The organism is Vibrio sp. 2130-1 (assembly GCF_033339515.1).
In genome coordinates, this window is sequence record NZ_JAWOUT010000005.1 from 156,097 (window position 1) to 172,658 (window position 16,562).

4 protein-coding genes are annotated in these 16,562 nt (G+C 47.5%); 2 read left to right on the top strand and 2 right to left on the bottom strand.

The window, feature by feature from the left end:
• Positions 1 to 52: 52 nt before the first annotated feature.
• Positions 53 to 12,178 (top strand): tandem-95 repeat protein, encoded by a 12,126-nt coding sequence (locus R7Q09_RS09365; protein WP_318071337.1) that lies wholly within the window; start codon positions 53 to 55, stop codon positions 12,176 to 12,178.
• Positions 12,179 to 12,266: 88 nt separating this feature from the next.
• Here R7Q09_RS09365 and R7Q09_RS09370 read toward each other — a convergent pair whose 3' ends face one another.
• Together R7Q09_RS09370 and R7Q09_RS09375 are read right to left on the bottom strand one after the other, a co-directional pair.
• Positions 12,267 to 12,881, bottom strand: a complete 615-nt coding sequence (locus R7Q09_RS09370; RefSeq protein WP_031781371.1) for an OmpA family protein — start codon at positions 12,879 to 12,881, stop codon at positions 12,267 to 12,269.
• A gap of 2 nt (positions 12,882 to 12,883) precedes the next feature.
• Complete coding sequence (locus R7Q09_RS09375) at positions 12,884 to 14,200, bottom strand: TolC family outer membrane protein (protein ID WP_195723090.1); 1,317 nt, start codon at positions 14,198 to 14,200, stop codon at positions 12,884 to 12,886.
• A 401-nt stretch (positions 14,201 to 14,601) separates the two neighbouring features.
• Between R7Q09_RS09375 and R7Q09_RS09380 the strand changes: the two genes are divergently transcribed.
• A partial coding sequence (locus R7Q09_RS09380; RefSeq protein ID WP_318143696.1) for a Calx-beta domain-containing protein occupies positions 14,602 to 16,562 on the top strand: 1,961 nt, incomplete at its 3' end.

Here is a 16,562-nt window from a genome sequence, read left to right on the forward strand (position 1 = left end):
AAATTAGTATTGTTAGTCAAAAACTTGACAGTTATTTAGGGTTAAGGTTTATATGGATCGTACAGCATTAGTGCCACTCGGTAATCAAGTCGTCGTAATAGGTTTGGATGGGCAGCTGAGAGTCCTTGCAGAAGGACAGCAGCCTCTACCAGGTGAAGTGATAGTGGCAATGACAGATGCTGCGCCTCAAGACCTGAAAATTCAGCTTGCTCAAGAGCAAGGTTTAAAAGATATTTCAGACGATGTAGCACAGATTATTAGTGCTATTGAGCAAGGTCAAGACCCTTCTGCTATTGATGAAGAACTCGCACCTGCAGCGGGTGAAAATAGTGGCTCCAGTTTGCAAAATAGTGCCACGATTGTACGAGATGGTACTGAAGTGCTAGCCTCAACAAACTTTGAAACTATTGGCCTAGAATCCCTCGGCTTATCTGAAACACAAGCGTTGACCTTAAATGACTTCTTCACAACAGGTATCGAGACAAGTGGGGATGGCTCAAGTAAGCCACTTACTAATTCTCCAGTGACATTAAGCGCTGTTGAGGAAGATAGCGATCCAATCACGATAACTACTGAAGAATTACTATCTAATGTCAATATTGATGATGCCGATACTCTTGTCATTACAAACGTCACTATTGAGAGTGGGAATGGCACCTTAATTGATAACAGCGATGGATCTTGGACTTACATTCCAGAGGCTGATGATGACACTGAAGTGTCATTCTCCTATGACATTATTGATAACGATGGCGGTGTTATTAATGGCACTGCTAACTTAGATATTACGCCTGTTAATGACGCGCCAATAGCAACTAATGATGCGATTCAAACTGACGAGGATTCCCAGGTTGTAATTGATGTGCTCGCTAACGACAGTGATATTGAAGGTGATGATTTAATCATTACCTCTGCTTCTGTACCAGAAGAGCAAGGTATCGTTGAGATTATCGATGGTAAGCTTGTTTTCACTCCGGCTGAAAATTTCAACGGTAATGCAACGATTAGCTACACCATCTCAGATGGTGAGTTAGAGGATGAAGCCCAAGTTTCGGTAACAGTAAACTCAGTTAACGATGCGCCTATTGCCTCTAATGATACAACAATTACAGAGGAAGATAGCTCAGTAACGATTGATGTCCTGCCAAACGACACCGATATTGATGGCGATACGCTGTCTATCCAATCGGTGTCTGTGCCTGAAGCACAAGGCACAGTCGAGATTGTTGATGGCAAACTGGTGTTCACACCGGCTGAGAACTTCCATGGTGACGCTGAAATCACTTACACCATCACCGATGGTGCACTGACCGACCAAGCCACGGTCAACGTCACCGTGAATGCGGTGAACGACACGCCTGTGGTTGAAAGCAGCATCGCAGACCAAACCTTGGCAGAAGACTTTACGCCATACAGCATCGATCTGAATACCGCCTTCAGTGATGTGGATAACGCCGATGGTGAGTTAACGTTTAGTGTCTCTGGCAACAGTAATGTCAATGTCTCAATAGAAAATGGCATTGCTACGTTCACTCCAACCGCAGACTGGAACGGCTCAGAAGCATTGACCTTTACTGCTACCGATCCAAGCGGTGAAAGCGTCAGCCAAACGGTGAACTTCACAGTTGCGCCTGTGGCGGACATCGTGGCAGACAAAGCGACGGTTGTGGAAGATACGCCAACCATCATCAAGGTCTTAGATAACGACACGTTCGAAGGCGACGACAAAGTGGTGTGGCTCGATACCAATAACGGTCCAGCTAACGGCACGGTCTCGGTCAACCCGGATGGCAGCGTCACTTACACGCCAAACGACAACTACCACGGGGCAGACAGCTTCACCTACATCGTCACCTCCGGTGGGGTATCGGAGTCCACCACGGTGAACGTCGATGTCACACCAGTCAATGACGCGCCAGTGGCAAAAGATGATACCGCTGTCACTGACGAAGACACGCCAGTGGCGATTGATGTCCTGCCAAACGACACCGATATTGATGGCGATACGCTGTCTATCCAATCGGTGTCTGTGCCTGAAGCACAAGGCACAGTCGAGATTGTTGATGGCAAACTGGTGTTCACACCGGCTGAGAACTTCCATGGTGACGCTGAAATCACTTACACCATCACCGATGGTGCACTGACCGACCAAGCCACGGTCAACGTCACCGTGAATGCGGTGAACGACACGCCTGTGGTTGAAAGCAGCATTGCAGACCAAACCTTGGCGGAAGACTTTACGCCATACAGCATCGATCTAAATACCGCTTTCAGCGATGTGGATAATGTTGATGGCGAGCTGAGCTTCAGCGTTTCTGGTAATAGCAACATTCAAGTGGCGATCGTCAATGGCATTGCTACGTTCACTCCAACCGCAGACTGGAACGGCTCAGAAACCTTAGCGTTTACGGCTACTGATCCAAGCGGTGAAAGCGTTAGCCAAACGGTGAACTTCACAGTTGCGCCTGTGGCAGATATTGAATCTGACCGCGCGACGGTTGTGGAAGACACACCAACCATCATCAAGGTTTTAGGTAACGACACGTTCGAAGGCGACGACAAAGCGGTGTCGCTGGATAGCAATAACGGTCCAGCCAACGGCACGGTCTCGGTCAACCCGGACGGCAGCGTCACTTACACGCCAAACGACAACTTCCACGGTACAGACAGCTTCACCTACATCGTCACGTCCGGTGGGGTATCAGAGTCCACCACGGTGAACGTCGATGTCACACCAGTCAACGATGCGCCAGTGGCAAAAGATGATACCGCTGTCACTGACGAAGACACGCCAGTGACAATTGATGTCCTGCCAAACGACACCGACATTGATGGCGATACGCTGTCTATCCAATCGGCTTCCGTACCTGAAACACAAGGTACAGTTGAGATCGTTGATGGAAAACTGGTGTTCACACCGGCCGAGAACTTCAATGGTGACGCCGAAATTACTTACACCGTCACCGATGGTGCACTGACAGACCAAGCGAAGGTGGCCGTTACCGTTAACCCAGTAAACGATGCGCCAACCATCAAGGTCGATGCTGTAGAAAGTATCACTGAAGACGCAGTGAGTACCGATACGGTAGTGGCAACGTTGGAAGTCGCTGATACCGATACGCCAGAAGAGCAATTAACCGTTTCTTTAGAAAACAACTCAAACGGCTACTTTGCGCTAGTTGGCGATGAAGTCAAACTGACTCAAGCGGGTGTTGACGCGGTTAACAACGACGAACTCAACCTTAAAGACCTAACGATCAGCGCATCAGTATCGGATGGTGTTAATCCAACGGTTAGCGACAGTGATAGTTTGATTGTGAATCGCGTTAACGATGCACCAACAGTCGATAATGTGATTTCAGATCAAGTGTTAGCAGAAGATTTTACGATCTACACGATTGATTTAAACGACGCATTTAAAGACAGCGACTCCGCACTGAACTTTTCAGTGTCCGGCAACAGCAACGTGTTGGTTTCGATTGAAAATGGCATCGCGACCATTAGCCCAACGGCAGACTGGAACGGCTCAGAAATCCTAACGTTTACGGCTACCGATCCAAGCGGTGAAAGCGTCAGCCAAACGGTGAACTTCACAGTAGCGCCTGTGGCGGACATCGTGGCAGATAAAGCGACGGTTGTGGAAGACACGCCGACCATCATCAAGGTCTTAGGTAACGACACGTTCGAAGGCGACGACAAAGTGGTGTCGCTGGATACCAACAACGGTCCAGCTAACGGCACGGTCTCGGTCAACCCGGACGGCAGCGTAACCTACACGCCAAACGACAACTACCACGGTACAGACAGTTTCACGTACATCGTCACATCTGGGGGCGTCAGTGAATCCACCACGGTGAACGTCGATGTCACACCAGTGAACGACGCGCCAGTGGCGACCAATGACAATGCCGTTACTGACGAAGACACGCCAGTGACGATTGATGTTCTGCCAAACGATACTGACATTGATGGCGATACGCTGTCTATCCAATCAGCGTCCGTACCTGAAGCGCAAGGCACAGTCGAGATTGTTGACGGCAAGTTGGTGTTCACACCAGCTGAGAACTTCCATGGCGACGCCGAAATTACTTACACCATCACCGATGGTGCGCTGACTGATCAAGCGACGGTCAACGTCACCGTGAATGCGGTGAACGACGCGCCTGTGGTTGAAAGCAGCATTGCAGACCAAGCCTTGGCGGAAGACTTTACGCCATACAGCATCGATCTAAATACCGCTTTCAGCGATGTGGATAACGCCGATGGTGAGTTAACGTTTAGTGTCTCTGGCAACAGCAACATTCAAGTGGCGATCGTCAATGGCATTGCTACGTTCACTCCAACCGCAGACTGGAATGGCTCAGAAACCCTAACCTTTACCGCCACCGATCCAAGCGGTGAAAGCGTTAGCCAAACGGTGAACTTCACAGTTGCGCCTGTGGCGGACGTCGTGGCAGACAACGCGACGGTTGTGGAAGACACGCCGACCATCATCAAGGTTTTAGGTAACGACACGTTCGAAGGCGACGACAAAGTGGTGTCGCTGGATACCAATAACGGTCCAGCCAACGGCACGGTCTCGGTCAACCCGGACGGCAGCGTAACCTACACACCAAACGACAACTACCACGGTACAGACAGTTTCACGTACATCGTCACATCTGGGGGCGTCAGTGAATCCACCACGGTGAACGTCGATGTCACACCAGTGAACGACGCGCCAGTGGCAAAAGATGATACCGCTGTTACTGACGAAGACACGCCAGTGACAATTGATGTCCTGCCAAACGACACCGACATCGATGGTGATACGCTGTCTATCCAATCAGCGTCTGTGCCGAGTGACCAAGGTACAGTCGAAATTGTTGACGGCAAACTGGTCTTCACACCGGCTGAGAACTTCCATGGCGACGCTGAAATCACTTACACCGTTACCGATGGTTCACTGACTGACCAAGCGACGGTCAACGTCACCGTGAATGCGGTGAACGACACGCCTGTGGTTGAAAGCAACATTGCAGACCAAACCTTGGCGGAAGACTTTACGCCATACAGCATCGATCTGAATACGGCCTTCAGCGATGTGGATAACGTGGATGGCGAGCTGAGCTTCAGCGTTTCTGGCAACAACAACGTGTTGGTGTCGATTGAAAATGGCATCGCGACCATTAGCCCAACGGCAGACTGGAACGGCTCAGAAGCGTTGGCGTTTACTGCCACCGATCCAAGCGGCGAAAGCGTTAGCCAAACGGTGAACTTTACGGTTGCGCCAGTGGCGGACATCGTGGCAGACAACGCGACGGTCGTGGAAGACACGCCAACCATCATCAAGGTCTTAGGTAACGACACGTTCGAAGGCGACGACAAAGTGGTGTCGCTGGATACCAATAACGGTCCAGCCAACGGCACGGTCTCGGTCAACCCGGACGGCAGCGTCACTTACACGCCAAACGACAACTACCACGGTGCAGACAGCTTTACCTACATCGTTACCTCCGGTGGGGTATCGGAGTCCACCATGGTGAACGTCGATGTCACACCAGTGAACGATGCGCCAGTGGCAAACGATGATACCGCTGTTACTGGCGAAGACACGCCAGTGACGATTGATGTCTTGCCAAACGATACTGACATTGATGGCGATACGCTGTCTATCCAATCGGCGTCTGTGCCGAGTGACCAAGGGACAGTCGAGATTGTTGACGGCAAACTGGTCTTCACACCGGCTGAGAACTTCCATGGTGACGCTGAAATCACTTACACCGTTACCGATGGTTCGCTGACTGACCAAGCGACGGTCAACGTCACCGTGAATGCGGTGAACGACACGCCTGTGGTTGAAAGCAACCTCGCAGACCAAACCTTGGCAGAAGACTTTACGCCATACAGCATCGATCTAAATACTGCCTTCAGTGATGTGGATAACGTGGATGGCGAGTTAACGTTTAGCGTCTCTGGTAATAGCAACATTCAAGTGGCAATCGTCAATGGTATTGCTACGTTCACTCCAACCGCAGACTGGAACGGCTCAGAAGCGCTGACCTTTACGGCCACCGATCCAAGCGGCGAAAGCGTTAGCCAAACGGTGAACTTCACGGTAGCGCCTGTGGCGGACATCGTGGCAGACAACGCGACGGTTGTGGAAGACACGCCGACCATCATCAAGGTCTTAGGTAACGACACGTTCGAAGGCGACGACAAAGTGGTGTCGCTGGATACCAACAATGGTCCAGCTAACGGCACGGTCTCGGTCAACCCGGACGGCAGCGTGACCTACACGCCAAACGACAACTACCACGGTACAGACAGCTTTACCTACATCGTCACCTCCGGTGGGGTATCAGAGTCCACCACGGTGAACGTCGATGTGACGCCAGTCAACGATGCGCCAGTGGCGACCAATGACACGGCGATGACTGACGAAGACACCGCTGTCACGATTGATGTCCTGCCAAACGATACTGACATCGATGGCGATACGCTGTCTATCCAATCAGCGTCTGTACCTGAAGCACAAGGTAAGGTTGAAATTGTTGACGGCAAGTTGGTGTTCACACCGGCTGAGAACTTCCATGGCGATGCTGAAATCACTTACACCGTCACCGATGGTGCGCTGACTGACCAAGCGACGGTCAACGTCACCGTGAATGCGGTGAACGACACGCCTGTGGTTGAAAGCAGCATTGCAGACCAAACCTTGGCAGAAGACTTTACGCCATACAGCATCGATCTGAATACGGCCTTCAGCGATGTAGATAACGTGGATGGCGAGCTGAGCTTCAGCGTTTCTGGCAACAGCAACATTCAAGTGGCGATCGTCAATGGCATTGCTACGTTCACTCCAACTGCGGACTGGAACGGCTCTGAAGCGTTGACCTTTACTGCGACCGATCCAAGCGGTGAAAGCGTTAGCCAAACGGTGAACTTCACGGTAGCCCCTGTGGCGGACATCGTGGCAGACAACGCGACGGTTGTGGAAGACACGCCGACCATCATCAAGGTCTTAGGTAACGACACGTTCGAAGGCAACGACAAAGTGGTGTCGCTGGATACCAACAACGGTCCAGCTAACGGCACGGTCTCGGTCAACCCGGATGGCAGCGTCACTTACACGCCGAACGACAACTACCATGGTACAGACAGCTTCACGTACATCGTTACGTCGGGTGGGGTATCGGAATCCACCACAGTGAACGTCGATGTGACGCCAGTGAACGATGCGCCAGTGGCAAACGATGATACCGCTGTTACTGACGAAGACACGCCAGTGACGATTGATGTCCTGCCAAACGATACCGACATTGATGGCGATACCTTAAGCATTGATTCGGCATCTGTGCCGAGTGACCAAGGGACAGTCGAGATTGTTGACGGCAAACTGGTCTTCACACCGGCTGAGAACTTCCATGGTGACGCTGAAATCACTTACACCGTTACCGATGGTGCATTGACTGACCAAGCGACGGTCAACGTCACCGTGAATGCGGTGAACGACACGCCTGTGGTTGAAAGCAGCATCGCAGACCAAACCTTGGCGGAAGACTTTACGCCATACAGCATCGATCTAAATACCGCCTTCAGCGATGTGGATAATGTGGATGGCGAGCTGAGCTTCAGCGTTTCAGGCAACAGTAATGTCAATGTCTCAATAGAAAATGGCATTGCGACTATTAGCCCAACGGCAGACTGGAACGGCTCAGAAAACCTAACGTTTACGGCTACCGATCAAAGCGGCGAAAGCGTCAGCCAAACGGTGAACTTCACAGTGGCGCCTGTGGCTGACATTGTGGCAGACAACGCGACGGTTGTGGAAGACACGCCGACCATCATCAAGGTCTTAGATAACGACACGTTCGAAGGCAAGGACAAAGTGGTGTCGCTCGATAGCAATAACGGTCCAGCCAACGGCACGGTCTCGGTCAACCCGGACGGCAGCGTGACTTACACGCCAAACGACAACTACCACGGTACAGACAGCTTCACCTACATCGTCACGTCCGGTGGGGTATCAGAGTCCACCACGGTGAACGTCGATGTGACGCCAGTCAATGACAAGCCTGACAGTGAGGACTTTACGCATGTGACTGACAAGCCTGTGACGCAAGTTGTATTTGATACTGATACGAAACCTTTAGGTGATGGCGACTCTCAGGATCATATAGCGGATATTGAAGATGACTTAAATGGCAACGACTTGCATGTGCAGATTACTGAACTACCGACCTCAGGAACATTGTTCTTCAGAGATAACAACGGTGAACTGCATGAAATAAAAGAAGTCAGTGACACTCTTTATGAAAAAGATAGCCTTTACTATGAAGCTGATAATGTGGGTTTCTTATTAGGTATCAAGGATCGCCCAGATACACCAAATAGTTCCGAGTCTACAACAGATTTCAATAATTGGGGGCTAAGTGAGGACGGAGGTCCATCACACTCCCGTACTGAGCATTTAGTTAATGGTTCCTCCATCACTATATCTTCTGATAGTGGTGAACTTGCTCAATACAACCGCCAAGTGTCACATATCGGAAACGGTATTGCTGACAATGATGGGCAGGGTATTGAGAAAGGCGAGACAATTACGATCGATTTGTCTAATAACCCTGTGGGCAGCGTAAACCTTGGCTTAGATGGATTAGGTGGATTGTTTGATTACGGTGATGACAACGCTGCGCTTATTACGGTTACGTATTTAGATTCAAATAATATCGAACAGACTCAAACGTTCGAGTTCTTGAAGCCTGAAGGCAACTTCATGCTATTCCAAGAAACAAGCGTTGGTTTTGGGCAAGAACTAGCTCTTCCTGAAGGTTCGGTCATTACTCAGTTAGATTTTTCTACGAAAAATGAAGGGAACTGGGAGTTACGTTATGTAGAAGGTATTCCTGCCGGAGATAGCTTTGGATATGTGGCAGTCGATTCTGAAAGTGGAGTTAGTGATCCGTCTACGGTCAATATCGTTAACGAAATACTAGATGGTAATGTTGCGGAAAATGGACCTGTGGTGGAGAGCATTGCAGGTGTTACTGTTGTTGAGGGTGACGATGTCACGTTTTCTGTTTCTCTAAATAACGCGACAGATCAGACCGTTAAGTATCAAGTGGATTTCTCTGCAGAGGGTTCTAGTGTGAGCTCTCAAGACATTGATTTGTCGAACGCAACTTTTACTAATGGCGTGAAGTATTTGGGTGGATACCTTATTGTTCCAGCCGGAGTGAATGGCTTTGAGATTACCATTCCAAGTATTGATGATCAGTTGGTTGAATCAACAGAGAGTCTTGTGATTAAAGTCGGAGATGTATCTGGCGTTGGCTATATTGATGATAATGATGTTCCGCCAGCAGTTCAAAGCAACGAAATTTCCGGATTAGAAGACGAAGCTATTGTTATAACACTAGAACATTTAGGCATCGTTGATAGTAGTATAAGTGTTGAGTTTGACACTTCTGCTCTAAATGGCTCACTGCAAGTGAAAGGTTCTGATGGTTGGGAAGCGGTTTCTGGCAGTGTACTCGCTTCTGATATCGAAAATGGTCTTGTTCGTTATGTTCCTGCTGAACATGAATCTGGTGCAAATGTTTTCGATAAAGACGGTGTTGGGAACGGCTTGGATACTTACGAGCAGATTCATTTCACTGTTAGTGATGGCAATTCTTCTGCTTCAGGTACGTTGAGTATCGACATAGAGCCTGTCGCGGACCCAATTAAGATTGACCTTACTTTCGGTCCAGTAACGTCTGTACCTGTGACACTAGGCGGAAGCTGGTCTACAGACGAAGAACTTAAAGATCTGCTTGAGGCAAGTAATTTACCAGGGCTTGACTTTGAACATGTGGTGACACAAACGTTTAATAACGGACATGTTGGTAATGACTTAATGCTAAGCGGTGACACTGAATCGCCACTGAGCTTTGTCGGAGATCAACAAGCAGGTGCGAACGTTGATGCTCAAGGCAGTGATATCTTTGTGACTGGAGGAGGTAATGATTCTATCTATGGCGGTATTGGTTCATTAGATGATCAAGCGGAGACGGACACAGTTGTTTACTCTGGCAAGTTGTCTGATTACAACCTCAACTATTACCCTGCGTCTGACCACTCAGAGGTCCCGTATTGGATTGTCGAAGATAGCCGATTTATTGATACAAAAGATGTTGTTTCGAGCACTCATAAAGAGTCGGGTGACCACCTTTATGAAATTGAACAACTTATCTTCCAAGATGCCATTATCAAGCTAAATAACAACACAGGAGAGTATGTTGTACTTACAGAGCAGCAAGTCTCTTTTGAGCTGAACCTTGATCTTATCGATGTGGATGGCAGTGAGTCATTCATTAACGATAGCGTCACATTAACGGGAATTCCTTCAGGGCTAACATTAGAGGTGAATGGCAAAACGGTTACTGAAAACAGCGATGGTTCTTACACGGTTGACCTTTCAAGTGAACCAAATCAAACCAGTCATCAACTAAGCGGTACGATTACTGTACCAGCCGATTACAATGGTTCGTTAGATTTTGATGTAACAGCGACGGCAGGAAGTGTTGAAGTTAATAACAATACTCAAATGGGAACGGACACGGCTTCTGTTTCAGTTCGAGATTATGATTTTGTTTCCGGTACGCATGGTGATAACAAGATAGCTGGATCTGATAGCAATGATGTGATTGTTGGCGATGTTCAAGGATTACAGATTGTCGAGGGGCAGGACTACAACATTGCTTTTATGCTCGATACATCAGGCAGCATGGGTTACGACGTTGGTCTAGCGCTAGGTGAGCTAAAAACAGTGCTGAATACTCTTACCGAAAGTGCTAGTGGCCCTCATTCGGGCAAAGTGAACGTTTTATTGACCACATTTGCTACTGGGAGCTCTCAGGTACTTGAATTAGATTTGAGTGCAGACAACGCAACATCGCAAATAGAGTCTACATTGGATGCAATTTTACAAATCGGTGATGGTAATACAAATTATGAAGCCGGGTTCCAATCTGCACTAGACTGGTTTGCTAATGCCGATAGTGGCGCAACAAACCTAAGTTATTTCATATCTGATGGTCAACCAAACCAAGCTACGGATAACAATACGAGTTGGTTTAGTGGTTGGGAGGGTGTCGTACTTGGCGTGTCAGAACAAAAGTTAGTGACGCTAGCGGATGTCTTGCCAAGTGATTACAGGTTTGGTGATACAGTCACATACAACAATAAAACAATCATAGATTTTCGCGGGGCGGTGTATTCGCTCTCTACTGGTGAACAGGTGGGGAGAATGCTTAACTCATATGTCTATGATGATTATGGAAATAATGTTCTATCTCAAGCGAATAACGCATATCAAGCATTGGCTGAATTTAGTGAGGTTCGTTCGATAGGTCTTGGTCGCTACTTAGATGAAGATTCGTTAGAAAACTTCGACTCTGATGGTGTAGTAAGAGCTAACATAGATGTAAACCAACTAGCAGAAGTGATCCTTGGTAAGGAAGTTTCTTTGATGCAAGGCAAAGATGAGATTAACAGCCTTGATGGAAATGACATTATTTTTGGTGATGCCATGCGTTTCGACGTCGATGGTGAGCAAGGAGTTTCCGCGCTGCAAAACTACGTAGCTTCTCAACTAGGTAAGGATGTTTCGTTGGTTACCAAAGAAGAAGTTCATCACTACATTACTGAAAACCAAGCAGAATTTGAACAGTCTCGTTATTACGACCAGGCAGATACCATCTCTGGTGGTTCAGGAGATGATATTTTGTTTGGACAAGGCGGTGACGACAAGCTGTTCGGTGGTGCAGATAATGATATTTTAATTGGTGGTTTCGGCAATGATATTTTGACAGGGGGGGACGGTGAAGACATCTTTAAATGGATTGATGTGTCCAATGAACGCGACACTGTCACTGACTTCAATAAAGATGAAGACACTCTAGACTTCTCTGATCTCTTTGATGACTTATCTAAAGATGAAATTGGAGAGCTTCTTAATGATCTTCAATCAGGTGATCATACCGGTGATGTCGGAGAGTATCACGTAGAAGTGGCACCAGATGGCAGCTCTGAGGCAAACCTGAGTATTACAAAAGGTAGCTCGACATTAGACATCCATTTTGACGGTGCAAGCGTTGATGATGTGACTCAAAGCTTGATTGCAAGTTTAGAGGCGCAATACAAAGATATGTAGTGGCGTTACCATTTAGGTAAAATTGAAAATCAAAAAAGGTCTAGCAATTTGCTAGACCTTTTATTTTTACGTTCTGTTTATGGTTGTGTTAGCTTTTTGGAAGTGTAGTGAAAACGGTCCACTCTTTCTTAACTTCGCCCTTGTGACCAATCACTGTTGCGGTTACTCGACGGTTTAGCGCGTGACTCACTTGGTCAGTGCCTTGTGTTGCAAGCACTGTGTCTCCATAGCCCACAATGGTAACTCTATCCCCACTAATACCATTCGTCATGAGTTCTTTTCTAACGTTCTCAGCCCGGCGCTTGGATAAGTCGAGATTGTGTTCTGCAGTACCAGTGCGACTAGCATAGCCCTGAATCTCGATAGACGTATTTGGGTACTCTTTCAAGAAATCGGACAACTCACGAATTTGTTGCGTAAAGATAGGGTTTATAACATCGGAATCGTTCGCAAATAGGACTCGAATTTGCATTTCTTGTGAGGAGTCGACATACGAACCGCAGCCATCGTTATCTATCTCGGCTCCTAAAGGAGTTCCCGGACACAAATCGCGCTCGTTAATAACACCGTCTGAGTCATCATCTATATGATCAGCCCACTGATCGGCAATTGGCGTATCGATGTAATCATACTCATCGCCTTTATCGGATGAACTGCATGCCGAAATCATCAATGAGAGTGCAATAAGAGTTATGTGTTTCATAATTAATACTCCACTTCTTCTAGCCATTCTTTAGGCATTTCGACCCTTAATGCACTCAACAGTTGACCTGTTGCGTTCATCACTCGATATTTGGCGTACTGCTCTGCGTATTTAGAATCTAAGTAGTCTTTACGCGCCTCAAAGAGCTCGTTTTCAGTGTTCAATAGATCAAGCAGTGTCCGTTTACCGATGCGATATTGCTTCTCGTAAGCAATTACGGTCTCAGACGCAGAGTCTACATGATCTGATAGAAACTCTTTTTGTTGTAATGTTAAATCAAGCGCACTCCAAGAAAGTCTTAACCCTTCTTCAACATTGCGATAGGCACCTTCACGCAAGTCTTTTGCTTTATTTAGCTGGTAGGCGAAGTTTTCTGAGTTCGCTGCATCACTGCCGCCATTGAATAGGTTGTAGCGTAGGCGCAGCATGGCAAGTGTCTCATCACTGCGACCTTTTAAACCATCAGCGTCGTCACGCCATGTTTGCGAAGCTTCAATGGAAATGGTTGGGTAGTTAACACCTTTAGACTGTTTGTATTGAAACTTAGCCGAGTCTACGTCTGCGAGTGCGACTTGAATAACGGGGTGCAGTTCAAATGCCAAGCCTACCGCTTCATCAATTGTGTACGGAATAAAGTTTTGGTCCGCTCTCGGAAAGATTAGCCCTTGCGGTGTTTGACCGACTAAACGAGTGAACATCGTGTGAGAGTCATACAGGTTATTTTGAGCAGCGGCTAAGTTGCCGTGTGCTTTTGCCAAACGTGCTTCTACTTGCGTTAAGTCAGCGGTAGAGCCGATACCCGAGTTGACTCGTTTTTTAATGTCATCGTAGATATCTTTGTGAACAGCCAGGTTGTTTTCAGACAGCTTGAGTATTTCGTAAGCTTTTACAGCATCTAGATACACTTTGGTGACTTCAAGTGCTTTATCCGATGCGTCGGCCAAAAGTTGAAATCTTACTGATTCAGCATCCGCTGCGGTTCGGTCTATATCATTAAGAGTCGCACTGCCGTCCCAGATAAGTTGGGTTAGTGTCACCGATGCTTCTTTTCGAGTGTAATCTGTATCTCCACGTCCCACCTCGTCAGAAGGGTCTAATCCTTCATACCCAATACCCGCATCTAGATCAATAGAGGGTAAGTAAGCACCCGAAGATGCTTCATTTACGTATTTTCGGCTCGTAAATTCATTAAATGCACTCTTAATGTCAGGGTTGTTTTTTAACGTCAATGCTACGGCTTGCTCTAAAGTTTGACCGAAAACGGGTATAGACACCATTAAACTACAGCAGCAAGCAATATTTAGTCGGTTCCATTTCACGGTATTTCTCCTAAAAATTCGTGTTGCTTTTTGCTATTTCATCTCATAACTGAGACGAAACATCATAAATAACAGTGCTTGAGTAAGGGATTTATCAACCTACTGTTAAAACAAAGCTTTTGTTTCAAAAATCCAAGATTTCGCCTTTTAAAACCTTAGCACATATGTCGAATGTTGCTTAGCAACATAGCAAGTTTAGCTCGGAGAAAAGCTTGAATTCTTAATATCATAGCGTTTCACGGCCTGTGTCACTCTGCGCTTTTTTGTAACTCTGCCCCTAGAGTTATCAAACGTCCTACAAGCTACACATACAACGAAAATATGATGATTTTGACTAAACTATAGACGTAAATGTAGGGGTGACAAACTTTTGACTTGGTTTGAAGTGGGGCGAGGTAGATATGGAACGTGTAACTTTTAGCTCATTGGCGGGCAACATTGTCGTTATCGGGTTGGACGGTGAGATTAGGACTTTAGGTCAGGGTCAACTACCTCAACCAGGAGAGTTAATAATCGATGAAGTATCAGATACTTCTGAACTTGTTATCGAGCAGGTGACACCACAAGGAAGTTCAATAAATGTAACTGATGATATCACTGCGTTAATTGAAGCAATTGCGAGTGGGGAAGACCCGACTGAGCTGGGTGAAGAGTTTGAACCTGCTGCAGGTGAAGGAAACGGGTCTAGCCCACAGAATACGGGAGCTATAGATCGCACAGGTGCTGAATTACTCGCTAGTACCAATTTTGAGACAGTGGGAACTGACGGAACAGGATTTTCAAGTACTCAGGTAGAGACGCTACTCGATATTCTCCAAATACAACCACCAGAACCAACAGCAACCCCCATTCCTGCAACGATAATTGTTCAGGAAATATCCAGTCCGACTATCAACGAAGGTGATCAGGTTGTATTCGATATTACTTTAAACCAAGCAACAGAGGACAATACTGATGTCACTTTGTCGCTACTTGATGGCACCGCAACTGGCGGTTCAACTGACGAGAGCGGAAGTGACTACGTTAATGAGCGTGTTCTCATAACATTTTCTGATGGTACAACGGAAGAAATCTTGGTTGATGATAACGGTACTTTTACAGTCTCGGTCCCATTAGGTGAAAGCGGGTTTACGGTTTCTCTCGACTCTATAGATGACTCTATATTCGAAGGCCCAGAAACGTTTACGCTTTCTGGCACAACAGAAGAACAAAATACACCTGCAACCGGGGTGGCAACCATTGTTGATGATGGTAGTGGGCCAGGTTTAAGTCCTGATGATGATCGCCCAACGGTAACGATGAGCGATGCAGGGATAGTTAATGAGGGTGAAACGGCTAGCTTTAAAGTGTCGTTATCTAATCCATCAGCTATAGATGTTGAGGTTGAACTGACTCTCAACTTAGGTGACACCGAAGCCGGTGACTTAGGTCTCTTAGAATACAACACGGGAAATGGCTGGGTTGCAGTGCCAAATGATGGTGTGGTGACGGTGCCAGCCGGGCAAACCGAATTTGATGTGCGTATCGCTTCCATTGATGACACCGTTTATGAAGGCCCTGAAGACTTCAGTGTGACCGTGACTGGCATTGGCGCAGTACAAGGCAGTGATACGGGTACGGCAACGATAGTGGATGACGGTAGTGGTCCAGGACCTGATCCCGATGATGACCGCCCAAGTGTGACTATTACCGATGCTGGCATTATTAATGAAGGTGATACGGCGAACTTCAAAGTGACGCTATCGAATGCCTCCGAGTCCACTGTTCAAGTCGAGCTAGGCCTCAACTTGGGTGACACTGAAGCCGGTGACTTAGGTACCTTAGAATACAACGCGGGAAGTGGCTGGGTTGCAGTGCCAAATGATGGCGTGGTGACCGTGCCAGCCGGGCAAACCGAGTTTGATGTGCGCATTGCTTCTATTGATGATGCCGTTTATGAAGGCCCTGAAGATTTCAGTGTGACAGTAACTGGCATTGGCGCGGTGCAAGGCAGCGATACAGGTACGGCAACGATAGTGGATGACGGCAGTGGTCCAGGACCTGATCCCGATGATGACCGCCCAAGTGTGACTATTACCGATGCTGGCACCATTAATGAGGGTGAGACTGCGAACTTCAAAGTCACTTTATCGAACGCGTCTGAAGCGGAAACGCAGGTGGAACTGGGTCTTAATCTTGGCGATACCGAAGTTGGAGATTTGGGCACCTTAGAATACAGCACGGGAAGTGGCTGGGTTGCAGTGCCAAATGATGGTGTGGTGACGGTGCCTGCCGGGCAAACCGAATTTGATGTGCGTATCGCTTCCATTGATGACACCGTTTATGAAGGCCCTGAAGATTTCAGTGTGACAGTAACTGGCAT

Bases quoted from the DNA above. Each gene is read 5' to 3' on its own strand.
- R7Q09_RS09365 (WP_318071337.1), top strand. From the start codon at position 53: ATGGATCGTACAGCATTAGTGCCACTCGGTAATCAAGTCGTCGTAATA.
- R7Q09_RS09370 (WP_031781371.1), bottom strand. From the start codon at position 12,881: ATGAAACACATAACTCTTATTGCACTCTCATTGATGATTTCGGCATGC.